This window comes from Neorhizobium tunisiense, assembly GCF_039631515.1.
Lineage (GTDB): Bacteria > Pseudomonadota > Alphaproteobacteria > Rhizobiales > Rhizobiaceae > Neorhizobium.
This window is the reverse complement of the sequence record NZ_JBDIUU010000001.1, coordinates 1,391,706-1,416,753: the sequence shown is the minus strand read 5'-3', so window position 1 is coordinate 1,416,753 and position 25,048 is coordinate 1,391,706. Positions and strand designations below refer to the sequence as shown.

The 25,048-nt window shown below is 61.7% G+C and carries 24 protein-coding genes; 19 read left to right on the top strand and 5 right to left on the bottom strand.

Annotated features, from left to right (window positions below; translation table 11 throughout):
• The first annotated feature begins 7 nt into the window (after positions 1 to 7).
• From ABCW43_RS07510 to lpxK, 6 genes are all read left to right on the top strand, one after another.
• Positions 8 to 1,354, top strand: coding sequence for a TldD/PmbA family protein (locus ABCW43_RS07510; RefSeq protein WP_345922803.1), 1,347 nt, complete (start codon positions 8 to 10; stop codon positions 1,352 to 1,354).
• A 5-nt stretch (positions 1,355 to 1,359) separates the two neighbouring features.
• Positions 1,360 to 2,163: a 3'(2'),5'-bisphosphate nucleotidase CysQ gene (locus ABCW43_RS07505; RefSeq protein ID WP_345922802.1), complete on the top strand. Its 804-nt coding sequence runs from the start codon at positions 1,360 to 1,362 to the stop codon at positions 2,161 to 2,163.
• Positions 2,164 to 2,225: 62 nt separating this feature from the next.
• Entirely contained in the window at positions 2,226 to 2,468 is a 243-nt protein-coding gene (locus ABCW43_RS07500; RefSeq protein WP_046630968.1) for a DUF4170 domain-containing protein, read from the top strand.
• A 169-nt stretch (positions 2,469 to 2,637) separates the two neighbouring features.
• Positions 2,638 to 3,957: a lipid IV(A) 3-deoxy-D-manno-octulosonic acid transferase gene (gene waaA / locus ABCW43_RS07495; protein ID WP_345922801.1), complete on the top strand. Its 1,320-nt coding sequence runs from the start codon at positions 2,638 to 2,640 to the stop codon at positions 3,955 to 3,957.
• On the top strand, positions 3,954 to 4,682 hold the full coding sequence (locus ABCW43_RS07490) for an HAD family hydrolase (protein WP_345922800.1): 729 nt from the start codon (positions 3,954 to 3,956) through the stop codon (positions 4,680 to 4,682). The genes waaA and ABCW43_RS07490 overlap by 4 nt, the downstream gene beginning before the upstream one ends.
• A 90-nt stretch (positions 4,683 to 4,772) precedes the next feature.
• Complete coding sequence (gene lpxK, locus ABCW43_RS07485) at positions 4,773 to 5,819, top strand: tetraacyldisaccharide 4'-kinase (RefSeq protein ID WP_345922799.1); 1,047 nt, start codon at positions 4,773 to 4,775, stop codon at positions 5,817 to 5,819.
• On the opposite strand, the gene ABCW43_RS07480 is transcribed toward lpxK, so the two are convergent.
• Together ABCW43_RS07480 and mutL are read right to left on the bottom strand one after the other, a co-directional pair.
• Positions 5,816 to 6,049 (bottom strand): DUF2093 domain-containing protein, encoded by a 234-nt coding sequence (locus ABCW43_RS07480; RefSeq protein WP_038540327.1) that lies wholly within the window; start codon positions 6,047 to 6,049, stop codon positions 5,816 to 5,818. The genes lpxK and ABCW43_RS07480 overlap by 4 nt on opposite strands.
• 66 nt (positions 6,050 to 6,115) lie before the next feature.
• Complete coding sequence (gene mutL / locus ABCW43_RS07475; RefSeq protein ID WP_345922798.1) at positions 6,116 to 7,930, bottom strand: DNA mismatch repair endonuclease MutL; 1,815 nt, start codon at positions 7,928 to 7,930, stop codon at positions 6,116 to 6,118.
• Between the two features lie 362 nt (positions 7,931 to 8,292).
• Here mutL and ABCW43_RS07470 point away from each other — a divergent pair, with 362 nt between their 5' ends.
• A complete protein-coding gene (locus ABCW43_RS07470) occupies positions 8,293 to 9,966 on the top strand; it encodes a response regulator (RefSeq protein ID WP_345922797.1) in 1,674 nt (557 codons plus the stop codon).
• A gap of 100 nt (positions 9,967 to 10,066) precedes the next feature.
• On the top strand, positions 10,067 to 11,422 hold the full coding sequence (locus ABCW43_RS07465; RefSeq protein WP_046630982.1) for a putative bifunctional diguanylate cyclase/phosphodiesterase: 1,356 nt from the start codon (positions 10,067 to 10,069) through the stop codon (positions 11,420 to 11,422).
• A gap of 266 nt (positions 11,423 to 11,688) precedes the next feature.
• Here the strand turns inward: ABCW43_RS07465 and ABCW43_RS07460 are convergent, their stop codons facing one another.
• Both ABCW43_RS07460 and ABCW43_RS07455 read right to left on the bottom strand, forming a co-directional pair.
• Positions 11,689 to 12,306, bottom strand: a complete 618-nt coding sequence (locus ABCW43_RS07460; protein WP_345922796.1) for a PRC-barrel domain-containing protein — start codon at positions 12,304 to 12,306, stop codon at positions 11,689 to 11,691.
• A 192-nt stretch (positions 12,307 to 12,498) separates the two neighbouring features.
• Positions 12,499 to 13,380 carry an SMP-30/gluconolactonase/LRE family protein gene (locus tag ABCW43_RS07455; RefSeq protein WP_345922795.1) on the bottom strand — a complete coding sequence of 294 codons (882 nt, stop codon included), beginning with the start codon at positions 13,378 to 13,380 and terminating at the stop codon, positions 12,499 to 12,501.
• Between the two features lie 413 nt (positions 13,381 to 13,793).
• Here ABCW43_RS07455 and ABCW43_RS07450 point away from each other — a divergent pair, with 413 nt between their 5' ends.
• From ABCW43_RS07450 to ABCW43_RS07400, 11 genes are all read left to right on the top strand, one after another.
• The gene (locus tag ABCW43_RS07450) at positions 13,794 to 14,525 is read left to right on the top strand and encodes a helix-turn-helix transcriptional regulator (RefSeq protein ID WP_345923404.1); all 732 of its coding nucleotides are present in this window, start codon (positions 13,794 to 13,796) and stop codon (positions 14,523 to 14,525) included.
• Between the two features lie 377 nt (positions 14,526 to 14,902).
• Complete coding sequence (gene apbC, locus ABCW43_RS07445; protein ID WP_345922794.1) at positions 14,903 to 16,093, top strand: iron-sulfur cluster carrier protein ApbC; 1,191 nt, start codon at positions 14,903 to 14,905, stop codon at positions 16,091 to 16,093.
• Positions 16,094 to 16,402: 309 nt separating this feature from the next.
• Entirely contained in the window at positions 16,403 to 17,374 is a 972-nt protein-coding gene (locus ABCW43_RS07440) for a magnesium transporter CorA family protein (protein ID WP_445738905.1), read from the top strand.
• A 13-nt stretch (positions 17,375 to 17,387) separates the two neighbouring features.
• Positions 17,388 to 19,289, top strand: a complete 1,902-nt coding sequence (locus tag ABCW43_RS07435) for a potassium transporter Kup (protein WP_345922793.1) — start codon at positions 17,388 to 17,390, stop codon at positions 19,287 to 19,289.
• A gap of 169 nt (positions 19,290 to 19,458) precedes the next feature.
• Positions 19,459 to 20,613, top strand: a complete 1,155-nt coding sequence (locus ABCW43_RS07430) for a cell wall hydrolase (protein WP_345922792.1) — start codon at positions 19,459 to 19,461, stop codon at positions 20,611 to 20,613.
• Between the two features lie 267 nt (positions 20,614 to 20,880).
• On the top strand, positions 20,881 to 21,246 hold the full coding sequence (locus tag ABCW43_RS07425) for an AtpZ/AtpI family protein (protein ID WP_345922791.1): 366 nt from the start codon (positions 20,881 to 20,883) through the stop codon (positions 21,244 to 21,246).
• Positions 21,247 to 21,309: 63 nt separating this feature from the next.
• A complete protein-coding gene (locus ABCW43_RS07420) occupies positions 21,310 to 22,062 on the top strand; it encodes a F0F1 ATP synthase subunit A (protein WP_210010838.1) in 753 nt (250 codons plus the stop codon).
• 68 nt (positions 22,063 to 22,130) lie between these two features.
• Positions 22,131 to 22,358: a F0F1 ATP synthase subunit C gene (locus ABCW43_RS07415; protein ID WP_007774919.1), complete on the top strand. Its 228-nt coding sequence runs from the start codon at positions 22,131 to 22,133 to the stop codon at positions 22,356 to 22,358.
• Between the two features lie 84 nt (positions 22,359 to 22,442).
• Positions 22,443 to 23,042: a F0F1 ATP synthase subunit B gene (locus tag ABCW43_RS07410; RefSeq protein ID WP_345923400.1), complete on the top strand. Its 600-nt coding sequence runs from the start codon at positions 22,443 to 22,445 to the stop codon at positions 23,040 to 23,042.
• Positions 23,043 to 23,046: 4 nt separating this feature from the next.
• Positions 23,047 to 23,532 (top strand): F0F1 ATP synthase subunit B, encoded by a 486-nt coding sequence (locus ABCW43_RS07405; protein ID WP_345922790.1) that lies wholly within the window; start codon positions 23,047 to 23,049, stop codon positions 23,530 to 23,532.
• Between the two features lie 87 nt (positions 23,533 to 23,619).
• Complete coding sequence (locus tag ABCW43_RS07400; RefSeq protein ID WP_345922789.1) at positions 23,620 to 24,255, top strand: glutathione S-transferase family protein; 636 nt, start codon at positions 23,620 to 23,622, stop codon at positions 24,253 to 24,255.
• Between the two features lie 36 nt (positions 24,256 to 24,291).
• Here the strand turns inward: ABCW43_RS07400 and rnhB are convergent, their stop codons facing one another.
• Positions 24,292 to 24,960 carry a ribonuclease HII gene (gene rnhB / locus ABCW43_RS07395; RefSeq protein ID WP_345922788.1) on the bottom strand — a complete coding sequence of 223 codons (669 nt, stop codon included), beginning with the start codon at positions 24,958 to 24,960 and terminating at the stop codon, positions 24,292 to 24,294.
• Positions 24,961 to 25,048 lie beyond the last annotated feature (88 nt).

Genomic DNA, 25,048 nt, shown 5'->3' with positions numbered 1-25,048 from the left:
TGCAATCATGACCTCTGAAATCGATTCCGCCGAACTGCTTTCCCGCGCCAGCCAACTGATCGATCTAGCCAAGGCCGCGGGAGCGGATCAGGCGGATGCGGTCGTGGTTCGCTCCCGGTCCCGTTCCGTCAGCGTCCGTCTCGGCAAGGTCGAGGGCACGGAAGCGTCCGAGAGCGATGATTTCTCGCTTCGCGTCTTTGTCGGCCGGCAGGTGGCCAGCGTCTCGGCCAATCCCGGCTTCGACATGAAGGTGCTTGCCGAGCGCGCCGTCGCCATGGCGAAGGTCTCTCCCGAAGATCCGTTCGCCTGCCTTGCGGACGAAGCCGATCTCGCCAGATCCTATCCGGATCTTGAACTCTACGACCCGACCGATGTGCCGACCGATGCGCTCCGCGAAGCGGCGCTCGAAATGGAACAGGCCGCGCTCGACGTTCAGGGCGTCACCAATTCCTCCGGCGCCGGCGCATCGTCGGGCATGGGTGGCCTCGTGCTCGTCACCTCCCATGGCTTTTCCGGCAGCTATATGGCCAGCCGTTTCGGCCGCTCCGTCAGCGTCATTGCGGGCGAGGGCACGAAGATGGAGCGCGACTACGATTTCGACAGCCGCCTTTATGCCGCCGATCTCGACGATCCGAAGCTGATCGGCCGCCGTGCCGGCGAGCGCGTCGTCAAGCGCATCAACCCGCGCCAGGTCGATACCGGCAGCAACGTCACCGTCGTCTTCGATCCGCGCATCGCCCGCGGTTTCGTCGGCCACATCGCCGGCGCCATCAACGGCGCGTCCGTCGCCCGCAAGACCAGCTTCCTGCGCGACAAGATGGGCCAGCAGGTGCTGAAAGCCGGCCTCGACATCACCGACGATCCGCTGATCGTGCGCGGTTCCTCCTCGCGTCCCTTCGACGGCGAAGGCGTGTCCGGCGAACGCATGGTGATGATCGAGGACGGCGTCCTGAACCACTGGTTCCTGTCGACCTCGACGGCCCGTGAACTCGGGCTCGTCACCAATGGCCGCGGCGTGCGCGGCGGCACGGCCGTATCGCCCGCCTCCACCAATCTGGCTCTGGAGCCCGGCGACATCTCGCCCGAGGATCTGATCAGGTCGATCGGCAACGGCTTCTACATCACCGAACTGATCGGCCAGGGCGTCAACATGATCACCGGCGAATACTCGCGCGGTGCGACCGGCTTCTGGATCGAGAACGGCGAACTCGCCTATCCGGTTTCGGAAGTGACGATCGCTTCCAATCTCAAGGACATGTTCATGCGGCTGACGCCGGCCAACGACATCGACCGCAAGTTCGGCGTCGCCTCTCCGACCATCGCCATCGAGGGCATGACGCTGGCGGGACGCTGATCCCGATGACGGTTGCGGAAGGCTGGGGGCAGGACCTCGAACTCATTCTCGACGCGGCGCGCCAGGCCGGCGAGATCGCCCACGGATTTTTCGGCCGTTCGCCGGAAGTCTGGTGGAAGAACGAGGGCAGGTCGCCGGTCAGCGCCGCGGATTTCGCCGCCAACGACCGGCTGCAGACCCTGCTTCTGACAGCCCGGCCGAACTACGGCTGGCTCTCCGAGGAAACCGACGACGATGTCGCCCGGCTTGGCCGCGAAACGCTCTTCGTTGTTGATCCGATCGATGGCACCCGCGCCTTCATCAATGGCGAGAAGACATGGTGCGTCTCGGTCGCCGTCGTGCACCGCGGCCAGCCGGTCGCCGGTGTCCTGGTCGCGCCGGCGCTCGACGAGGAATTTTCCGCGGTGAAGGATGGGCCTGCGCTGAAGAACGGGCGGCCGATTTCGGTCACTGTCGGCCGCAGCAACGGCGAACTGGTCATCGCGGCCGATGAAAATCTCGTCAAGAAATTCGAGGCGGGTTTCCGCGACGAAATTCGCCGGGTGCGGCATGTGCCGTCGCTTGCCTACCGGCTTGCCATGATCGCCGACGGCAGCATCGACGGCACGGTCGTCAAGCGCGCCTCCCACGATTGGGATCTGGCCGCTGCCGACCTCATCCTCGAGCGGGCAGGCGGTCGCCTCACCGATCTTGCCGGCAACCGGCTCGTCTATAACCGCGAGAGCGTCAGCCACGAAATGCTGGCCGCCGGTGCCGAACATGCGCTCCGCAGCCTTTTGCCCCAGCTTGCCGGCCTGGCACCGGGTTGACCTTTCATGAGGAATGCAGCACAGGAAGAACCGGGGGAGCTGGAACGGACGGATATCGGACAATGACGGAAACGGGCGAAAAGAAACAACTTCTGCACCTGGTCTTCGGTGGCGAACTGCAGAGCCTGGAAGGCCTCCAATTCAAGGACCTTTCGGCGCTTGATATCGTTGGCATCTATCCGGACTACGCGAGCGCGCTGATCGCCTGGCGGGGCAAGGCGCAGCAGACGGTCGACAACGCCCATATGCGGTATTTCATCGTCCATATGCACCGCCTGCTCGATCCTGATACTAAGTCGGCTTGAGATAAGCCTCGCGTTTTACAATGTGCTCGCAATGCTGGTCCCTCGCCTGGTATCGATCCCGGGGACCCTTTTTTGACGCATTTGTAAAACACAAAAAACTGGGTTACGGATGAGCAATCGGAGGGTCTATCACATTGATGGCGGCCATCACGCATCGGGGGCAAACGCGGTGAGCAAGATTTCTGCGCGCCTGGCTCTTGTTGGTTACCGGGTGGCCGGTATTTCCCTTTATCCTTTGGTCGGCCCTTACCTTGCCTATCGCGCCATGAAGGGCAAGGAAGACAGGACCCGCAAGCTGGAAAGGCTCGGTTATGCGAGCCTTGCCCGCCCCCGGGGGCCGCTGATCTGGGTGCATGCAGCAAGCGTCGGGGAAACCATCGCCATCATGCCGATGATCCGCGAATTGCGGCGCCGTGAGATCCACATTCTTCTGACGACGGGCACCGTTACCTCCGCAAATCTCGTCCGGTCGCGGCTGGCTGACGAGGTGATCCATCAATACGTGCCGCTCGACCTGAAGTTTCCGATCAAGCGCTTCATCGCCTACTGGAAGCCGGATGCCTGCATCACCGCGGAATCCGAGATCTGGCCGACCACTATCGCCGAACTCGCCCGCCGCCGCATTCCGCAGATCCGCGTCAATGCCCGCATCTCCGACCGCTCCTTCGATCGCTGGCGCAACCGCAGTTCGATTGCCGAAGCCATCTTCGGCAAGATGGCTCTGGTGGTCGCGCAGTCGGATCTGGATGCAGAGCGCTTCCGCGATCTCGGAGCCTGGCCTGTCATCGCATCCGGCAACCTGAAGAGCGATACCGATCCGCCGCCCTGCGACGAGGCGGTGCTCGCAAGCTATCGCAAGCAGATTGGCAGCCGCCAGACCTGGGCGGCGATCTCGACTTTCGACGGCGAGGAAAAGGCGGCAGCCACCGTTCACAAGGCGCTGAAACCGAAGAACGGACAGCTGACCATTCTCGTGCCGCGCCATCCCGATCGTGCCGACGCGGTCGAGGAGATGCTGAAGGAAATGGGCCTGACCGTCGCGCGCCGCTCGCGCAATGATGTCGTGACGCCGGAGACCGACGTCTTCCTCGGTGACTCCATCGGCGAAATGGGACTTTACCTGCGTTTGACCGAGATCGCATTCGTCGGCAGGTCGCTGACGAACGAGGGCGGGCAGAACCCGCTGGAGCCGGCCATGCTCGGCTGCGCCGTGCTTTCCGGCCCGCATGTCCAGAATTTCCGTGATGCCTACCAGCATCTGGTGCGCAAGGGCGGTGCCCGCATCGTCAAGGATGTGGAGATGCTGGCAAAGGCGGTCCACTACCTGATGATCAACGACCTCGCCCGGGTGAAGATGATCGATTCCGGCCATGACGCGATGGACGAGATGCGCGGTGCGCTGTCGAAGACGATCAAGGCGCTGGAGCCCTATGTCAACCCGCTGACGGTGAGCGCCAGGCTGCAGCCGAAGGCCGCCGCCGTACGATGACCCCCGAAAAGCTCGCACACATTGCCGGCATCCTGTTCGACAAGGACGGCACGCTGCTGCTCTATGACGAAAGCTGGGGGCCGGTAAACCGCGAGGCGGCCCGTATCGCCGCGGCCGGAGATGCAGAACTCGAGCCGCAGCTTCTGTTTTCCGGCGGCATGGACCCGCTATCCGGCCACACCCGCCCGGACAGCCTGCTGGCCGCCGGCAACGCCGCCGAGATCGCGGCGGGCTTTGTTGCCGCCGGTTCGCCGCTCGAGGTGGGCGAACTCACCCGGCTGCTCGACGACCTCTTCATCCGCTCGGCTGAATTTTCCGTGCCCGTCACCGATCTGGCGGCGCTGTTCGGCAAGCTCAAGACGCGGGGCTTCAAACTCGGCATCGCCTCAAGCGACAACGAACAGGCGATCCGCCAGACCGCCATCCGCTTCGGCATTATCGATCATGTCGATTTCATCGCCGGCTACGACAGCGGTCACGGAGTGAAACCGGAACCCGGCATGGTGCTCGGCTTCTGCCGCGCCACCGGGCTTGGTCCGGCCGAGGTTGCCATGGTCGGCGACAACAATCACGACATGCATATGGGCGCCAGTGCCGGCGTCGGCCTGAAGGTAGCGGTCCTGACCGGCACCGGTTCGCGCGAAACGCTCTCGGCCTCGGCGGATATCTGCCTCGACGACATCACGGCGCTCATGGACCTTCTGCCGGAAAAGCTTCACGCCTGAACCGGGCTTTGGTTTCAAAGACTTGCCTTTTTTCCAAAACTGCCATTTTGTTCGCGGGCTGTTTCAGGACGGATCAGCCGGAGTTTGGGTATGGTATCGGAAGCACCGCCATTCTGGTGGACGAAAGCGGATTGGCGTGCCTGGGGCCTTTCCCCCGTTTCGTTTCTCTATGGCCGTATCGCCGGCCGCCGCATGGCGAAAGCCAGGCGTGCCAGCGTCCCCGTGCCGGTGATTTGCATCGGCAATTTCACCGTTGGCGGGGCCGGCAAGACGCCGACCGCGATCACGCTTGCCCGCGCCGCCAAGGAGAAGGGCCTGAAGCCGGGTTTCCTGAGCCGCGGTTACGGCGGCTCGCTCGACGTCACGACCGTGGTCGATCCCGAGCATCATCGGGCCGAGGCGGTGGGCGACGAGGCGCTGCTGCTCTGCCGCGAAACGCTGACGGTGATTTCCCACGCCCGCGTCGACGGCGCCCACAGGCTGGTTGCGGAAGGCGCCGACCTGATCATCATGGACGACGGTTTCCAGAGCGCTCGACTGGCACTCGATTTCGCGCTCGTCGTCATCGACACGGTGCGCGGTATCGGCAACGGTCATCTTGTACCCGGCGGGCCGGTCAGGGCGCCGATCCCGGAACAGATGCGTCAACTCTCGGCCATCCTCAAGGTTGGAAACGGCGAGGCAGCCGACCAACTGGTGCGTAAGGCCGCCCGCGCCGGCAAGCAGATCTATGTTGCGGCGTTGAAGCCGCGCGAAAATCGCGAGATCGCCGGCAAGGCGCTGTTCGCCTTCGCCGGCATCGCCGATCCGGCGAAATTCTACCGTACTGTCGGAGAGGTCGGGGGGCTGATCATGGAAAAACGCGATTTTCCGGATCACCACTATTTCAGCGAGGACGAGATCTCGGACCTGCTCGATGACGCTGCCAAGGACAAACTGACGCTCGTCACCACCGCCAAGGATGCGGTGCGGCTGCAGGGACATCACGGGCGCATGGAGGAACTGGCGGAAAAGGTAAGCGTGGTCGAGGTCGACATGGCGTTCGACGATCCGCAGGCACCGGGCAAGATCATCGATACGGCGATCGCCAATTTCCGAGAGCGGCGTATCAGGGAAGGAAACGCCGCGAAGATTTAGCCGCGGCTTTGGTTCGGCAACATGCCGGCGCGCTTGTCGGCTTCCAATGAGGAGGCGCAGTCGACATAAGGCTCCTGCCGGGCGACGCTCCAGTAACGCAATTCGTCGATCGGGATCTGTGCGCCCGTCATGGCGCATATGACATAGGAGCCGGCGGTCAGGATCTGGTAGTCGCCGTCGAGATACCGGATCTTCGCTTCGCGGAACCCGCTTCCCTCGAACCGGTTCATCTGTCGTCTCCTGCGGAAAAACATGGCGCCTGCTCTAACCCGATTGTACCTGAATTGCCAGCTTTTTCAGCTTCGGCCGAAGAGCCGCTCGATGTCGGAAAGCTTGAGTTCGATATAGGTCGGCCGGCCGTGGTTGCAGGTGCCGGAGCCGGGGGTGGCTTCCATTTCCCGCAGAAGCGCGTTCATCTCCTCCGGCCGCAACCGTCGGCCGGAACGCACCGAGCCGTGGCAGGCCATGGTGGCGGCGACATATTCGAGCTTGCCGCGCAAGCCCCCGGCGGTGTTCCATTCAGCGATCTCGTCGGCCAGATCGCGGACCATCGAGGCCGCATCGACTTCACCGAGCATGGCAGGCGTCTCGCGCACGGCGACAGCGCCGGGACCGAAGCGTTCGATCGCCAGCCCCAGCCGGTCGAGCTCTTCCGCATTCGCCATCAGCCGGTCGCAATCCTCTTCCGGAAGGTCGATGATCTCCGGGATCAGCAGCACCTGGCTCGCCAGCCGCTTGTTGTCGAGCGCCTTGCGCATCGCCTCGAACACCAGCCGTTCATGGGCGGCGTGCTGGTCGACGATGACCAGTCCGTCTTCCGTCTGCGCCACGATATAGTTCTCGTGAACCTGCGCGCGCGCGGCACCCAGGCGATAGCGCGGCGCGTCTTCGGCAGCGGTTCTCGGAACGGGTTCCGCGATCACCGTATCGGCACGCGCCGCCGGCATGGTCAGCACGTCGAAGCCGGATTGCACCTGTTCGGCAAAGTCGTTGGCCGGCTGCGGATAGAGCGGCCTGAACGGCGAGGCCGCGGCCGCCCAAGGGGTGCGCGGGGCGGCATGAGCCGGCTGGAAGCCGGGGCGGAAGGCGCGCATCATGCCCGACGTCCCTGTTGTCGCCGCCCGGTCGCCCTCGCGATGCAGCGCCTCGCGGATCGCCCCGACGATCAGCCCGCGCACCAGGCCGGGATCACGGAAACGCACGTCGGACTTCGCCGGATGCACGTTGACATCCACCAGCCCCGGATCGAGCCGGATCGACAGGACCGCCACCGGATAACGGCCGGAAGGCACGCTTTCCGCATAGGCGCCGCGTAGCGCCGACAGGATCAGCTTGTCCTGCACCGGCCGTCCGTTGACGAAGGCATATTGATGGGCCGAGTTGCCGCGATGGAAAGTCGGCACGCCGACGAAGCCGGAAAGCCCCACATCTTCCCGCATCGCATCGATCTCGATCGCATTGTCGCGGAAATCGGCACCGAGGATCTGTGCCATGCGGGCAAGGTGGTCATCGCCGGTCGCCGGGAATTCGAGCGTCGTGCGGTCGGAGCCCGACAGCACGAAGCGGATATGCGGGAAGGCGATTGCCATGCGTTTGACCACTTCGGTGATCGCCCCAGCCTCGGCCTTTTCGGTCTTGAGAAACTTCAACCGCACCGGTGTCGCAAAGAAGATGTCGCGCACCTCGACGACCGTGCCGGTATTGGCCGGCGCCGGCTTCACGCCGGACATCTTGCCGCCGATCACCGCCACCTGCGATCCTTCCGAATGACCATTGCGGCGGCTGGTGATGGTGAGTTTGGCCACCGAACCGATCGAGGGCAGGGCCTCGCCGCGGAAGCCGAGCGTGCGGATGTCGTCGAGCGTCTCGGAAATCTTCGAGGTGCAATGCCGCCGCACCGCAAGATCGAGATCGGCCGCATCCATGCCGGAACCGTTGTCGGTAATGCGGATCAGGCTCTTGCCACCGCCGGCGGTGGCGATCTCGATGCGGGTCGCGCCGGCGTCGATGGCATTTTCGATCAGTTCCTTCGCGGCGCTGGCGGGCCTTTCGATGACCTCGCCGGCGGCGATCTGGTTGATCAGGGTTTCGGGCAGCTGTTTGACGGACATGCGCCATTTTCCCGGATTCGGCGCTGGAAGGAAAGCCCGGATACACACCTTTCCTAAACGATTGAAAGGGCATCTAAGGTTGATGCACGGCCGTTCATTAATCCAGCTTTAAGATAAAGGCGATAATTTGTCCGGTATTGAACTTGGATGAAACCGGGGAAGCGCCAGCTTCCCGCGAGTAATCGGGATGGCGGCCGGCTGGGCACCGTCATGCGAGCCCTGATTACCCGTTGAGGACTTGGAGCCAGCATGTTCCCGCGCCGACAAGACGAAAACTAGAAGGAATAACGCCGAGAGGCGAATATCGGCATTACGGCCCGGCGTTTATCCGGTCCGAAAAAGCATACGGGGAGTCCCATCCTATGAATGATTTGGCGTCGGCGGACGCAAACATTCAAGCTGTCATGCTCGAAGTGATTTCCGAGGGCATTTCGGGCGGTGTATTTGTCTATGACAAGAATGACCTGATCGTCTTTGCGAGTCAGCAATTGCTGACCCTCTTGCCGGTCCCCAAGACCTTTCTGACTCCCGGTACACGCCTTCGGGACTTCCTCGGGGCCGTCTACGATGGCGGTGGACGGTTCTTGACCGACGCCTCCGGACCGCGTCGGATGCTGAGCCGTGAGGATTGGGTTGCCGAACAGATCGCCACTCTCTGGAAGGAACGGGCCGAGTCGCAGGAACGCCGTGGCACCGACCGCTGGGTGAGTTTCACCAAACGCCGGCTGTCGTCCGGTTACGGCGTCTGCGTCGTCAGGGATATCTCGGATCACAAGAAACGCGAGGAGCAGTGGCGTGCCGACATGGAACGGGTGCAGATCACCGAAGAGGTGCTCGACAACCTGCCATTCCCGATTACCGTCAAGGATAGCAGTCTGACCTTCGTCGCCGTCAACAAGATGGCCGCGAGCTTCCTCGATCTGCCGCCAGAGGCGATTCTCGGTCACAAGGGATCCGATGTTCATCCGCCGCAGGTGGAACAGCGCCTGGACCGCATCAATCGCGGGGTCCTCGATCTTGGCGAGCCCCAGCAGATGTCCGAATTGGTGACGCGGCCGGACGGCTCGCAGGTCGTCATCATCGCCAACAAATACCGTATCGGAAAACCGGGCCGTTATTACCTGGTCACCGCCATGGAAGATATTACCGGCCTGGTCGCAACCGATGAAGACGGCGATGGGGTCAGGCCGCGCATGAGCCGCGGCGGTCTGATCGCCACTTCGCTGGCCCGGCAGGAGCGCGACGTACCGGGGAAGGCGGCGATTGCGCCCGATACAAGCAGTCTTCCCCGCCGTAAGGTCCTTGTCGCCTCCTCCGATCCGCGGACGGGTGCCGAGGCACTGGAAATTCTCGCCGATCTGGGATTCGACACCTCTTCGGTTTCAGACGGTGAGGAACTGGAACTCTTCCTGCAGCTCGCAGAAGAAGCCGGTATCGCGATCGATCTCGTCGTCGTCGATACGCTGGCGGACAAGGCTTGCCTCGAAATCGTCCAGCGACACCGCATTCCCGCCTTGGCAATCAACGGGGTCCGGGTGAAGCGGGACCTGGCTGCTGCCGTCGCTCGGCAGTTCAGCCAACCTGCCGCAAACGAGACCGCGCGCGACGAAGATACCTTGGTTGCCTCGCAGGCCGGCGAAAGCGCCGGCATCGACATTCTGGTTGCCGAAGACAACGAGGTGAACCAGATCGTCTTCTCCCAGATCCTTGAGGGTTTGGGTTATCGTTATGCGATCGCTGCCGATGGCGAAGAAGCGGTCCGGCTCTGGCAGGAGCGGTCGCCGCGGCTGATCCTGATGGATATCACCCTTCCAAAGCTCAGCGGGTTCGATGCGAGCGTCCGCATCCGGAACCTTGAGACGATCGAAAACTCCATTCCGATCATCGGCGTTCTTCCCCAGGCCTTCGACCGCGACCGCGACCAATGTTTCGCCTCCGGCATGAATGAGGTGATCCTCAAACCGATAAGTCCCGAGGCGCTGGAAGCCGTCTTTCAGACATTTCTCGGTGTCTCCGCGAAACAGTCGTATGCTTAACCGATTAATCAATCTGTTCATGTAAGTTAAGCCAGGGCCATGATTTTTTAATCTTTTTCCCGCATCCTGCGCCGGTCTGTGAAGCGCAACGGGATTATTCATGAAGTCGGCGGGAAACCCATTGCCGCAGGTCAGCCAGAATGAACTGCAGGCGATGGCCTACAGTGACGCCCTGACGGGTCTTGGAAATCGATACCGCCTGCGCGACAAGGTGCGCCTGCTGGCCGCCGAGCGAGCCCAGGATCCCGCGCCCTTTACCATCTGCATTGCCAATCTCGACGGTTTCAAGCCGATCAACGATCTGTTCGGTGCCGAAGCGGGCGACGAAATCCTCTGCCAGGTCGCTCATCGCCTGAAAGCCTGCATTCCGGACGGCGCGACCGTTACCCGCCACGACGGTGACGAGTTTGCCTTCATCCTGCCTCTGGTCTTCGAGCGCATCGGCGCCGAACGTATCGGCCAGATGATCAAGGACGTCCTGTCCGCCCCCTACGATCTTGGCGACCGCAACGTCCGCCTGTCCGCCTCCTTCGGCTTTGCGATCTATCCCTTCGCCGGCGAGGATTTCGAGGAGCTGCTGAAAAGCGCCGAAACCGCGCTCTACCGCTCGAAACGCCGCGGCCGCGGACAGATCACCGTCTACTCCCGCGAGATCGCCCAGGAGATGAAGCGGGCGACACAGCTGGAGCAGGCGCTTCGCAACGCCATCATCGCCGATGCCGTGGATGTCCACTTTCAGCCGATCGTGCGCATCAGCGATGGCGGAGTGGTCGGTTTCGAGGCGCTCGCGCGCTGGATCGATGCCGATCTCGGCTTCGTCTCGCCCGCGGTTTTTGTGCCCCTTGCCGAGGAGCGCGGTTTTATTGACGCGCTTTCTGAAACGTTACTGCACAAGGCTGCGGAGGCCGCACTCTCCTGGCCGCGCGAGCTTTTCCTCTCCTTTAACCTCTCTTCAGCGCAGCTGATGGACCCCGGCACAACCGAGACTATCCTCGCGACCCTGGCACGCGTTGGCCTTGATCCCCATCGGCTGGAGCTGGAAATTACCGAAACGGCGGTGATGACCTCGGCCGATACGGCGCAGCGCATCATTACCGATCTCCGTCAGCAGGGCGTGCGAATCTCGCTCGACGATTTCGGCACGGGCCAGTCGAGCCTGGGGCGCCTGCGTGACTTCACCTTCGATAAGGTGAAGATCGACCGTGCCTTCGTCTCGCGCATCACCACGGACCGCGCGTCGGAACACATCGTCAAGGCGATCATCGCCATGTGCGACGGGCTGAATCTGGCCGTGGTAGCGGAAGGCATCGAGGAAAAGGCCGATGCGGACAAGCTTAACGAGCTCGGCTGCGCGATGGGACAGGGCTATTATTATGGCAGGCCGGCTGACAGCGCTGTCACCCTGCGTTACCTCCAGGAACACTACCGCGACTTCATGACCATCGAACGGGCTTGAAGCGCTCCCCGGGCGTTGCGAGCCTCGTTCGCCAGCGCCAAAGGTTGGTCGCGGCCGCCATAGTGGGTTTCCAGAGCATCGATACCTTCGACGCGCACGCGCGGGCGTGGAAGGCTGCCGGAAGCCGCGGACCGCTTCCATGATGTGAAGCGCTTCGGCCTTTCAGATGTATCTTCTTCTCAACGCAAAAAGGGGCGGCACCCGCGGTACCGCCCCGTTTCGTGGTGACGACGTGTCACCCGTTCCGGATCTGACTGGTCGAGCGCTTATTTGCTCGGGGCAGCCGGTGTCGTCGACGGGTTAGTGGCGCCGCCTGCAGGCATCGAGGTGCCGGTGGAGGACGTGGTCGTCCGGTCGGTTTCCGCCTGCTTGTCTGCCAAGGTCTTGAATTCCGGAGCAGCCTGAAGGGCTTCTGCCGTTTCCGTCGTGGTCAGGCGCACCTCGTTATTGTTGTTCACATCACGCGTCATGGTGATCTTGTCCATCGGCAGCCCGACTTCCTTTTCGCCGATGCCGAGGAAGCCGCCGACACCGATCACAGCTGCAACGATGCCGCCGTTTTCTTCCAGAATGAGGTCGTTGACGTCACCGATGCTCTTGTTTTCTGCGTTATAGACCGACTTGCCAATATAGTCGTTGGCGCTGATCTGGTTTTCAGCCTGTTCAGTCAGGTAACCGCCGGAAGCAGCTGCGGTGGCGGTGCCGGTTTTCGGAGCCGGCGTTGCGGCGCTGTCAGCCGGTTTCGCAGCCGGAGCCATCGGGGCGGCGGGGGCTGCCGGAGCCGGGGAGGCCGGCGCCGCCGGCTGGGTCTGGGCAAATGCCGGTGCAATGGCGGTGGACGCCAAAAGAACAACGGCTGCCATCGTGCTAAGGGTCTTCTTCATAACGAACCTACCTTCCTCTGCTCAAATTTATCTGTGAACACGCGGCCGCTCCTTGATGGAGCTCTCCGACCGCGCTGATTCGAGAGGAAAATGTTATGAAGACCGATTGGTTCCGGGCATGATTGCTGAAATTTTAGGCGTTTGACCTGGAACTTTTTTGTGTTTTGTTAGTTTGGCACGCCTTTGCGTTTTTCAGAGGCGATAGGCGGGCTCCGGATCGCATTGGATGGAAACAGCGATTTCGAACAGCGAACCGGCGAGGGGATCGGCAGTGAGAGCGGCCTCGTCCAGTCCCTCCCGGGCCGAAGTCACGGCCAGCCGGTCCTTGCCGATGAAGGCGGGGCAGGTGGTGCGTTTCGCTGGCAGCAGGTGACGCGACAGATGCCGCCCGTCAGCCGAATAATGGTCGATGGCACCCTCGCCCCAGCGGGCGTTCCAGATCGTTCCGTCGCTGGCGCAGATCGACCCGTCGATGCCGCCCGGCCTGCCGTTCTCGTCGATCAGGAGCTCAGCTTCGCCGTTTGGCAGGCCTGTCGCCGGGTCGAGGGACACACGCATCAACCGGTTAACGCGGGTGTCTGTGTAATAACCGATCGCACCGTCGGGCGAGAAGCAGATCGAGTTGGGTATGCTGATGCGGTCGAACAGCGTTGTCACCTCGCCCTGGCGGACATGATAGATAGCGCCGGCGCCGTCCTCGGCCTTCCTTCCCATCGTTCCGATCCAGAGGCTGCCGGACGGATGTACCCTTCCGTCGTTCGAGCGGTTGCCTGGCTTTTCCGGCTCCAGTTCGCGATAGAGGGATAGTCCGCCGGTCGCGCGGTCACGGATGAAGATCCCCTTGTCGCTCGCGATCAGCTGTCGGGCGGCGTCGATCGAGGCAAGCGCGCTGCCCATCACCGGCAACGCATGCACGATCTCCCGCCCGGTCGGCAGATGCAATTCGTGCAATCCCTTGCCGAGAATATCGAACCACCAGAGCGTTTCCGTCTCCGACTCGAAGGAGGGGCCTTCTCCGAGTTCGCAGAGGGAGGAAGAAAGGACACGGCCTTCGAAAGCGTGTGTGGTCGCCACTTGAAATCTCCAATTGCATACCGAGGGGATGGATTAGTATCATCGACAGGCGAGAGTCGGCAAACTCCCGGCATAGGTGATTTGATCCCCAACAATTATCTCCTGACAAACGACTGGAGGCATGCAAAGGTTCGCAAATCCGAGTAGATGTCATCATTGTCCGAAGTTGATAATTGACGTCACCATTTACTCGGAATTGATAATAGCCACAAATTTAGCATCTAATTAAAATCTGAAATAGTAGCCTCCACCACGCAAGCACGTTCGGCGGGAACTATCCGGGCAAATCCGGAGAGCTTTTTCCGTTCCAGGCGTCGGAGGCGGGTAACGCGAATATAAAGGACCGGATTGGGCGGATGCATGGGAAATACCAGGAATCGCTCGACGCGACCCGGCGGGCAGAGAAGCAGATGATGGCCAATACCGGGAAAGCAGAAGAACCTCGTGTCTTTGGCGGAAGTGTTGGAGAAATTGCTGATCTCAAAACACAGTTTGACGTGTTCCGGTTCATGAAGCGGACAGCGGAACACTACGGCTGCCGCGCCTTCATGGTCCTGAACCTGCCTCACGCCACGTCCCTCGAATTATCGAACAACACGGTAATCACCAACTGGCCTGCGGAACTGATGTCTCTTTTCGACCGCGAAGGCATGATGCAGACCAGCCCCGTGCTTCGGCGGCTGCGCGTCTCTACGATCCCGTTCACCTTCGATCTCGATACGGTGCCGCCCGAGCGGCAGGGACCGGCCATCCGCGGCATGTTCGGGAGGTTCGGCCTCGTCCGTGGTGCTTATTTCCCCGTCCATGACATGTCCGGCAGCCGCGGTGCCGTTTCTTTTGCAGGCGATGGCCTGCTGTTCAGCCACCAGCAGATGATGGAGCTGATGTACATCTCCATCCACGTCTTCGAGCGCCTGGCGGAAATCCGCAACCTCGATGTGCGCACCACGGACGTGCTGACCGACCGTGAGATCGACTGCCTCAACTGGACGGCCGCCGGCAAGACCAGCGCGGAGATCGCCGAAATCCTCGGCCTCTCCGAACATACGGTCAATCATTACCTCAATCGTGCAGCCAAGAAGCTGGACACGGTCAACCGCACACAGGCAGTCGCCAAGGCGCTCAGAATCGGTTTGATCAAGTAACCAAATCGAGTGTTGCAGTGCACAAAATTTTGCCCACTGCTCAAGCATTGACCGGTGCAAAATATGCTGTCTGTCAGGGGATGCTGCGCCGCAGCAGGGCCCTTGGCCGGAAGTGGTTGAAAAGGCTCATCAATAGGAAGTATCTTCCCGTCTGGCATGTTTCGTGCTTCTGTAGGGGCAGGTCCAGAGGGGACTGCAAGCGCCCCAAGAGGCGTGACAAGAAAAGCTGCCGTTCGATCAGTGCGCCATATGGCTGCCGATCGAACGGCGGTTTATCTTGCTTGCTCCCGGCAATGCCGAACTCCTATATATCTGCGAACGCGGCATCCCGTTTCGAGGGAATTGTGTCGCATCAGGCATTTGGGAGTTTTGACATCATGGCCGACGTGACCAAAGAGGAAGTTCTGGCGGTTCTGGCGAAGGTGCGCGGGCCGGACCTCGAAGGCGATATCGTCTCGCGCGGCATGGTCTCGGACGTCTTCATCTCCGACAACAAGGTCTATTTCTCGATCACAGTCCCGGCAGCGCGGGCGACCGAGCTGGAGCCGTTGCGGGTGGCTGCGGAACGCACCGTCAAGGCAATGCCGGGCGTCAAGGGCGCGCTGGTGACGCTGACGGCGGACCGCAAGGCGGGCTCCGCTCCGCCGCCGCGTCCGCAGCCCGCCGCTCCGGCTGTCCATTCGCATTCGCATGGGCACGCCCATGATCACGGCCATAGCCATCCGCCCCAAGGCCAGCAGCCAACCCAGCCGCAGCAGCGAGAGAAGCCGGGTGTCCCGGGTGTCGGCGCCATCATCGCAGTGGCGTCCGGCAAGGGCGGCGTCGGCAAGTCGACGACGGCGGTCAATCTCGCCCTCGGGCTTCAGGCGAACGGCCTGCGGGTCGGCATTCTCGATGCCGATATCTACGGGCCTTCCGTGCCGCGTCTCCTGAAGATCACCGGCCGCCCGCAGCAGATCGAAAACCGCATCATCAAGCCGATGGAGAACTACGGCCTGAAGGCCATGTCGATGGGCTTCCTCGTTGATGAGGAGACGGCGATGATCTGGCGTGGGCCGATGGTCCAGTCGGCGCTCCTGCAGATGCTGCGCGAAGTCGCCTGGGGAGACCTCGACGTGCTCGTCGTCGACATGCCGCCGGGCACCGGCGATGTTCAGCTCACCATGGCCCAGCAGGTGCCGCTGGCCGGCGCAGTGATCGTTTCTACGCCACAGGACCTGGCGCTTCTCGATGCGCGCAAGGGGATCGCCATGTTCCGAAAGGTCGAGGTGCCGCTGCTCGGCATCGTCGAGAATATGAGCTATTTCCTCGCTCCCGATACCGGCAAGCGCTACGACATCTTCGGGCATGGCGGCGCGAGAAGCGAGGCGGAGCGGATCGGCGTGCCGTTCCTGGGCGAGGTTCCGTTGACGATCGACATCCGCGAGCGTTCCGATGCGGGCACCCCCGTCGTCGCCTCCGATCCGGAAGGAGCCTCGGCGAAGATCTACCGTGAGATTGCCGCCAGGGTCTGGGCCGAGCTCGGTGGACTTACTCCCAGACCGGCGCCTGCAATCGTTTTCGAATAAAAATTCGCATATATGTTCCTCGACATTTTGGAATACCTCCCTCGCGCCGATGGGCAGGCACTTTGGCGGCGGCTCCTGGCCAAGGCTTTGATGTAGGCCGCGAATCGCCTTGTCGCGGAGGCTCCCTTGAACATATTCGGCGCGGCAGTCATGTTGCGGCGCCGACTAGGAGGTTTATACGGCTCTTGATTTTGACTATGGCTGTCTCTATAGGCCCGTCCCGCTGGTGGCCGGCTGGCGGTCCCTAAACCAGGGGCCGGCAAGCCCGCTTCTCGTTCAGGGCCGACGACTTTCGGCCGGAGACCACGATTGATCAATGCCTATAGCGCCACTGGCTCGATGAAGACGCTTGCGCCGGCCGACGCGTTGCGACAGCTTGCCGACGACATCGTCTGGATCGATCTGGTCGAACCGACTCCGCAGGAGGACGCCTATGTCGAAGGTCTCCTCGGAATTCAGGTTCCGACCCGGGACGACCTGAAGGACATCGAACCTTCGAGCCGGCTTTATGTAGAGAAGGGCTCGGTTTTCATGACCGCGTCGCTCGTCTGGCGCGCCGATGGCAAGGATCCGCAGCTCACCGACGTCGCCTTCATCCTCTCCGGCAGCCGGCTGGTCACTGTGCGCTATGCCGAGCCGAAGAGCTTCCAGCTGTTCATCGCCAGCTTGAGCCGTCTGCCGGAACCGGGGCGCGATGGTGCCACTTTGCTTGCAAAACTTCTGGAAACCATCGCCGATCGCACGGCCGAAATTCTTGAGCAGACGGTCGATCACGTTGATGCCCTGTCGACGGAAATCTTCCGCGACCGCGGCAAGCGCCGCCCGCCGCAGTTCCTGGAACGCAAGCTCGCCGATATCGCCGAATACCACCGGCTGATCAGCAAGGTGCGCGACAGCCTGGGTTCGCTCGCCAGGCTGTTGACCTTTCTGATGAACGTGCCATTGATCAGCCAGGACAAGAGCGACGACAACCTCTGCCGCACCGTTGCGCGGGATGTCGATTCACTTTCGGAACATGCCTCTTACATCGCCGGCAACATCGCCTTTTTGCTGGATGCCTCGCTCGGGCTGATCAATGTCGAGCAGAACGCCATCATCAAGATATTCTCCATCGCGTCGGTCGTATTCCTGCCTCCGACACTCGTTGCCTCAATCTACGGCATGAACTTTCAGTTCATGCCGGAACTCGACTGGCATCTCGGATATCCTCTCGCGATCTTCGCGATGCTCCTGTCCGCCATCATCCCCTTTTTCTTCTTTCGCTGGAAAGGCTGGCTTTAAGCCGGACATCCCCATGGGTCACCCCGCTGAAACTCGCGACGCCGAGAAAACGAAGGTCCAAGGCCTTTTTGCGCTCGCACTCGGCTCCGTCGGCGTCGTCTACGGCGACATCGGTACGAGCCCGCTCTATGCATTCCGCGAGGCTCTGAAGCCGATCGCCCACGACGGCGTCACGGAACTCGAGATCATCGGTCTCATTTCGCTGATGATCTGGACGCTGACGATCATCGTCACGTTCAAATATGTACTTTTCCTGCTGCGCGCCGACAACGACGGCGAAGGCGGCACGCTCTCGCTCCTTGCGCTTCTGACCAAGACCGCCAATGGCCATAGGGCAATGTTGATGCTGCTCGGCCTCATTGGGGCCGCGCTTTTCCTTGGCGACGCGATGATCACTCCGGCGCTGTCGGTCCTGTCCGCGGTCGAGGGTCTGAAGCTGGTCGCGCCGTCGATGAGCAGCGCCGTGGTACCGATTTCCGTCGGCATCCTGATTGGCCTTTTCGCCATCCAGTCGAAGGGGACCGGCCTTGTATCGCGCTTCTTCGGGCCGATCACCGCCGTCTGGTTCATCGTCATGGGCGCCGGCGGCGTCGCCCATATATCGGACGACTACAGCATCCTGGCGTCCTTCAATCCGATATATGCGGTTGAATTCATGCTGAACGAGAGCTTCACCGGCATCGTCGTTCTCGGCGCCGTCTTCCTGACGGTCACCGGTGCCGAGGCACTTTACGCGGACCTCGGCCATTTCGGTCGCCGGCCGATCCAGTGGGCCTGGTTCACGCTCGTCTTCCCGGCGCTGACGTTGAACTATCTGGGGCAGGGCGCTCTGGTGCTGAAGCATCCGGAGGCGATGTCCGATCCGTTCTACCTGATGTTCCCGCAATGGGCGCTGCTGCCGGTCGTCATTCTCGCGACCGCAGCCACCATCATCGCCAGCCAGGCGGTGATCACCGGCGCCTTCTCGCTGGTCCGCCAGGGGATCCATCTCGGCTACCTGCCGCGCATGCAGATCCAGTTCACCTCCGAGACCAATACCGGGCAGATCTTCCTGCCGTCGGTCAACACCCTGCTTCTGGTCGGCGTCATCGCGCTGGTTCTAGGTTTCGAAAGCTCGGAATCGCTCGCCACCGCCTATGGTATCTCGGTGACCGGCGCCATGGTGGTCACCACGCTGATGGCGTTCGAGTTCGTGCGGGTGAAGTGGAAATGGCCGCAGACTTTCGCGATCTGCATTCTGGCCCCGCTGCTTGCCCTGGAACTGGTCTTCCTCGGCGCCAACCTCTTGAAGGTCCACGACGGCGGCTGGGTCCCGGTCATGATGGCGATCATCTTCACCATCGTCATGTGGACCTGGAAGCGCGGTACCGCGATCCTGTTCGAAAAGACCCGCCGCATCGACGTGCCGCTCGAAACCTTCATTCCGATGGTCGAGAAGAAGAGCGATCATGCGCCGGTCTCCGTGCCCGGCGTCGCGATCTTCCTGACCAGCGATCCGGAAACCGCGCCCGCGGCGCTGCTGCACAACATCAAGCACAACCACGTCCTGCACGAAAAGAATGTCGTGCTGACCATCATCACGGTCAACAAGCCGCGCGTGTCGCTCGAGGAGCGGTTCAAGATCGAGAAGGTCTCGGAGCGTTTCACGCTGATCGAACTGCGTTTCGGCTTCATGCAGTCGCACAATGTCTCGCAGGCGCTCGCCTATCTGCGCAAGACGGGCTTCAAGTTCGACATCATGTCGACCTCCTTCTATCTCGGCCGCCGCAAGCTGGTCCCGGATGCCGCGTCCGGCATGCCCATGTGGCAGGACCGGCTGTTCATCGCCATGGCAAACACCGCGACCGACCCGTCCGACTACTTCCACCTGCCGGCCAACCGCGTCGTCGAACTCGGCTCGCATGTCATCATCTGAGGCAGGCCATTGGCGTGCCCTTCGCTGACATTGATGTGAATGTGCTAATTCAGGCCGGCTGCCGGGCGTTTTCGGCAGCCGGCGTTAACCGCTCATCAAGGTTAATGATTGATCTTCATCGGGTTCTTGTTGCCCTGTGGAGTTTAAGGTTTTGCGTTCGAAGAGTGTTTTGCGTCGCAAGTCCTCATCCGGACTGAATGGATGGGCTTCTCCGGCCGTCTTCGGCCTTGCCAGCTGGCTGGTCTTCCCCTCCGCCCCCGCCCATGGCGATCTCGCCGACCTTCTGACCGGTTTTGACAGCGCCGAACAATGGCGCATGGTGCTGACCGATTCGCCGGCGGGCTCGATCCATCAGGCCTCGCTTGCATTTCCCGGCCTCAAGAACGCGGTTTCCGGCAATGCCGGCCTCGAACTTCCCGACGGCCGCAAGATCGCACTTGTCGACGAGAAAAAATCCTCCGATCCGCGCCCCGACGAAGACCGCGTCAACCGCGCCGCCAAGAAGGGCCGCATTGTCACCGTCGAACCCATGCAGCCGCCCAAAGCTTTTTCTGCCGGTTCCGTGCTGCAGCGTTCGAGTGCGCTCACTTCGCCCATCGAAGAGAAAGATGCGATGACAGCCTTCTTGAAGGCCGGCAAGAATGACGCTCCGGTAGAGCTCGCGTCCTTCTATTTCCGCAAGGATGAACCGAGGCGGGCAGAGGACGAACTCATGCCGATGATCGCCAGCCTCATCAATAATCCGACTGCCGATGTGCTGGCGGCCGCCTATGCGCCGTCGGAACCCGATTTCGCCAAACAGTCGCCGTTCGACGCCATTCTGACGGAAAAGAAACAGCCCGGCCGGTTCATCCCGCCGATCAGCGCCGATGACCACGCCTGGGCCGCAACCCCGCTGCCGCCCGATTCCTTCTCGGCCAAGCAGCAGCAATGCCTCGCATCCGGTATCTATTTCGAGTCACGCGGCGAATCCGCTCGCGGCCAGGCCGCCGTCGCCCAGGTCATCCTCAACCGGGTGCGCAATCCGGCCTATCCGAAGACGATCTGCGACGTCGTTTACCAGAACGAGGATTGGCGCAACCGCTGCCAATTCTCCTTTGCCTGCGACAATATCAAGGACCGCATTCGCTCGGAATATCACTGGACGATGGCGCGAGAAGTGGCGATGGCGGTGACCGCCGGCAAGATCTGGCTTCCGGAAGTCGGTTCCGCCACGCATTATCATGCCGTCTATGTTCGTCCTGACTGGGCGCGCACGATGAAGAAGGTCGGCCGCATCGGCCTGCACGTCTTCTACCGCACCTATGGCGGCGGCTGGAGCTGAGCCGCTTTCTGTCACTGCCACAGGCGGAGATTCCCGCGGCAGTTTTACCCGGCTTCGGTTGTGTTCGTTTTAAGCGATTGAATTTGCTTGGTTAATTTACCTAGAATGAAGAGTCTTGGATGCCTTGACTATAGAGGCGGGCAAAACTATGTTGCGCGCGACTTGAAAACGGGCCGGACGGCGCGAAATCCCCTGCTAACTGCAGTTTTTTGCGGTTGGAAAGCATAAAACCGGTTGTGCCGGGAGCAGAAATAGGGGAGGACGCACATGACGGATCACCGCGACGATGGTCTGGAAGAGCGCCGGAAGCGCTTGTCCGCGAAACTTGCGGACAGGAAGGCTGACGACGCGGCAGAGGCGAAGAGGGACGCGCAATCCGAGGAAAGCCGAAAAGGCATGGCCTTGGGCTTGAAGCTCTCCTCCGAGTTCATCTCCGCAGTCGCGGTCGGGGCTATTCTGGGCTTTTTGCTCGACCGTTTTGCCGGCACTACGCCGTGGGGGATGATTGTTCTTCTCCTCCTCGGGTTCTGTGCCGGTGTGCTGAATGTGCTTCGCTCCGTGGGAATGGTGGCTCCGCCGCCGACCACGAACCAGCAAAGCGGCAAGGATGACGAGGGAAGCGGCGGCCAGTGACAGGCACGGTTTCCGGAAATGCAATTGAGCCGACCTGGCGCGGCTAAGGACAAGAGGTAGACGGTGGCAAACGATCCGATCCATCAGTTCCAGATCAGCAAGATCGTACCGATCGAGATCGGCGGCATCGATTTCTCCTTTACCAATGCGTCTCTTTTCATGGTGGCAACCGTCGCCTGCGCCGCCGGCTTCCTGTATTTCTCCACTTCGCAGCGCGGCCTTATCCCCGGCCGGGCGCAGTCGGTCGCGGAAATGTCCTACGAATTCATCGCCGGAATGCTGCGCGAAGGCGCCGGCAGCAGCGGCATGAAATTCTTCCCGCTGGTCTTCTCTCTGTTCATGTTCGTGCTGACCGCCAACCTGCTTGGCATGTTCCCGTATTTCTACACGATCACCAGCCAGATCATCGTCACCTTCGCGCTGGCGATCCTCGTCATCGGTACGGTCCTCGTCTACGGTTTCTATAAGCACGGCCTGCACTTCCTGAAGCTCTTCGTACCCTCGGGCGTGCCTTTCCTGCTGCTGTTCCTGGTGGTTCCGATCGAGCTGATCTCGTTCCTGTCCCGGCCGATTTCGCTTTCCATCCGTCTTTTCGCCAACATGCTGGCTGGCCATATCACGCTCAAAGTGTTCGCAGGCTTCGTCGCCTCGCTCGGAACCATGGGCGCTCTGGGTGTCGGCGGCGCAGTCCTGCCTCTCATCATGACGGTCGCCCTGACCGGTCTCGAATTCCTCGTCGCCTTCCTCCAGGCTTACGTCTTCGCGGTGCTGACTTGCATGTACCTCAACGACGCGATCCATCCCGGCGGGCACTAAGGATAACCGACATTGGCGTCCTGAGGCGTCAGTCATCAGCCGCAACAACCATTTCGAAGGAGTTTCTCATGGAAGCGGAAGCAGCAAAGTTCATCGGTGCAGGCCTGGCTTGCTTTGGCATGGCCGGCACGGCTCTTGGCCTTGGCAACATCTTCGGCAGCTACCTGTCGGGCGCTCTGCGCAACCCGTCCGCCGCTGACAGCCAGTTCGGCCGTCTGGTATTCGGCTTCGCCGTTACGGAAGCTCTGGGCATCTTCTCGCTGCTCATCGCTCTCCTGCTCCTGTACGCAGTCTAAGATCTGTCCAGGAAATTCGGATCGCGGCCGCTTGCAGAAGGCGTGCCGTGATCCTTCGCATTTGGAATACACCTGGAGGTGATGATGTTCGTGACCTCGGCATATGCGCAAACCGCGCCGGCCGCTACTGATCCGCATGCCGCGCCTGCTGGCGAAGCGCATACCGAAACCGGCGCTGCCCATGGTGGCGGCGTTTTCCCGCCGTTCGACTCGACTCATTTTTCGTCGCAGTTGCTTTGGCTCGTCATCACCTTCGGCCTCTTCTATCTCTTGATGAAGAAGGTCATCGTTCCGCGCGTCGGCGGCATTCTCGAACACCGTCACGACCGGATCGCCCAGGACCTCGACGAAGCCGCCCGTCTCAAGGCGGAAGCGGACGCCGCTGTCGAGACCTATGAAAAGGAACTGGCCGCCGCCCGTTCCAAGGGCCACAAGATCGCCGAAACCGCTCGCGAGGCCGCCAAGACCAAGGCCGCCGCCGACCGCACCGCGATCGAGGCCGAACTTGCCGACAAGCTCTCTGCTGCCGAAATCCGCATCGGCGAAATCAAGGCGAAGGCCTTTGCCGAAGTTGGCCAGATCGCCGAAGACACCGCTTCTGCCATCGTCGATCAGCTGATCGGCGCCAAGGCAAGCGGCGACGACATCAAGGCTGCCGTCGCAGCCGCGAAGACGGAGGCCTGATCCGATGGCATTCGATGCAACATTTTTCGCCCTCGTAGGTCTCGTTCTCTTCCTGGCGCTGGTCGTATATCTTAAAGTCCCGGGCATGTTGGCGAAGTCGCTCGACGAGCGCGCCGCCAACATCAGCAAGGAACTCGACGAAGCCAAGCGTCTGCGCGAGGAAGCTCAGACCCTGCTCGCCGAATATCAGCGCAAGCGCAAGGAAGCCGAAGCGGAAGCCGCCCAGATCGTGGCCGTCGCCGAGCGTGAAGCAGCAAGCCTGACCGAGGAAGCTCGCCAGAAGACCGACGAATTCGTCACCCGCCGCAACGCGCTGTCCGAGCAGAAGATCAAACAGGCGGAAGCCGAAGCGATCGGCGCCGTCCGCGCCGCCGCCGTCGACCTCGCCATCGCCGCCGCTCAGAGCGTCATCGCCCGCAAGGCCGACGCTTCCACCCAGGACACGCTCTTTAAGGACGCCGTCGGCAAGGTGCAGTCGCGATTGAACTGATTTCAATCACATAAGACTTCCAGAAGGCCGGGCGAAAACCCGGCCTTTTTTGTTTTTGGGACATAGAGGATTTCTACGGAGAGCGTCATGCGCAAGCCACGATTGTTCGGCGCGGACTACAGCGTTTATGTGCGGACGGTACGCCTCGTCCTCCTGGAGAAAAGTGTGGACCACGAACTGGTTCCGGTCGATGTCTTTGCGTCAGGTGGTCCGCCAGCGTCATACCTCGAACGCCAGCCTTTCGGGCGCATCCCCGCGTTTGAAGATGGCGACTTTAAGCTCTACGAGACGGGAGCGATCACGCGTTATGTGGACGAGGCCTTTGATGGTCCCGCGTTGCAGACAGACACCCCTCGCATTCGAGCGCGCATGAACCAGATGATTGGCATTGCGGACAGCTACGTCTACCCAACACTCGTGTGGGGCATTTATGTCGAGCAGGTTTCCAAACCCGCCAACGGCAGGCAGACGGATGCCGCTCGCCTCACTGCTGCGCTCGAAAGGGCGCCGACTTGCCTGAAGGCCCTTGCCGACCTGCAGAACTCTGCCTGGCTCTGCGGGGATGGGATCAGCCTGGCGGACCTTCATTTGGCGCCAATGATTGACTATTTCATGAAGTCACCCGTCGCAAACGACCTGCTGGGCAAGCATTCCGGCCTGATGTCCTGGTGGGAGCGGGTATCCGTGCGGCCGAGCATGCTCAAGACGATACCGACGAGCTGAGCGGCTTCGCCGGACAGGCCGTAGATTTCTACCGGCTTACGCCTCTGGCAGTTCATCCTTCTTGAGCGGCCGAAAGCTCATCCGGTGCAGCGAGCAGGGGCCATGTGCCTCGATGCCAGCGCGGTGTTGCGCCGTCCCATACCCCACGTGGTTGGCAAACCCGTAAGCCGGGAAGACCAGGTGCGCGCGGGTCATCATCCGGTCGCGGGTGACCTTGGCGATAATAGAGGCGGCGGCGATCGAGACGGAGCGGGCATCGCCCTTGATGACGGCCTTGCCGGGGCAGCAAAGGCCTTGTGGCACGTCGCGACCATCGGCAAGCACATAGGCCGGCGTAACCGCAAGCCCGGCTACCGCGCGACGCATGGCGTCGAGGCTGGCGCGGAGGATATTGCGCTCGTCGATATGGCGCGGGCCGGACGCGGCGATCGAAACTTCCGCCGTCGCCATGATCGCCTCGAACAGAACCTCCCGCTGATTAAGAGTCAGCTGCTTGGAATCGTTGAGGCCGTCCGGAATATTGTCCGGGTCGAGGATGACCGCGGCCGCGACAACCGGACCTGCCAGCGGACCCCGCCCCGCCTCATCCGTGCCCGCGACCGGCCAGTGGCCGGCCTGACGCGCCACAAGCTCCAGACTGAAATCCGGAACCAGCGGAACGTCTTCGAAAAGCATCGGAGAATCGGGCGACGTACGAGGTAACATGGCGGCAACCTCGCACGTCGTCCCGACCTCCTGCAACCCCCGGCGGGCGATTGCGGCGTCGCTATCCACCGAGGGGCGGCGGTGGAAC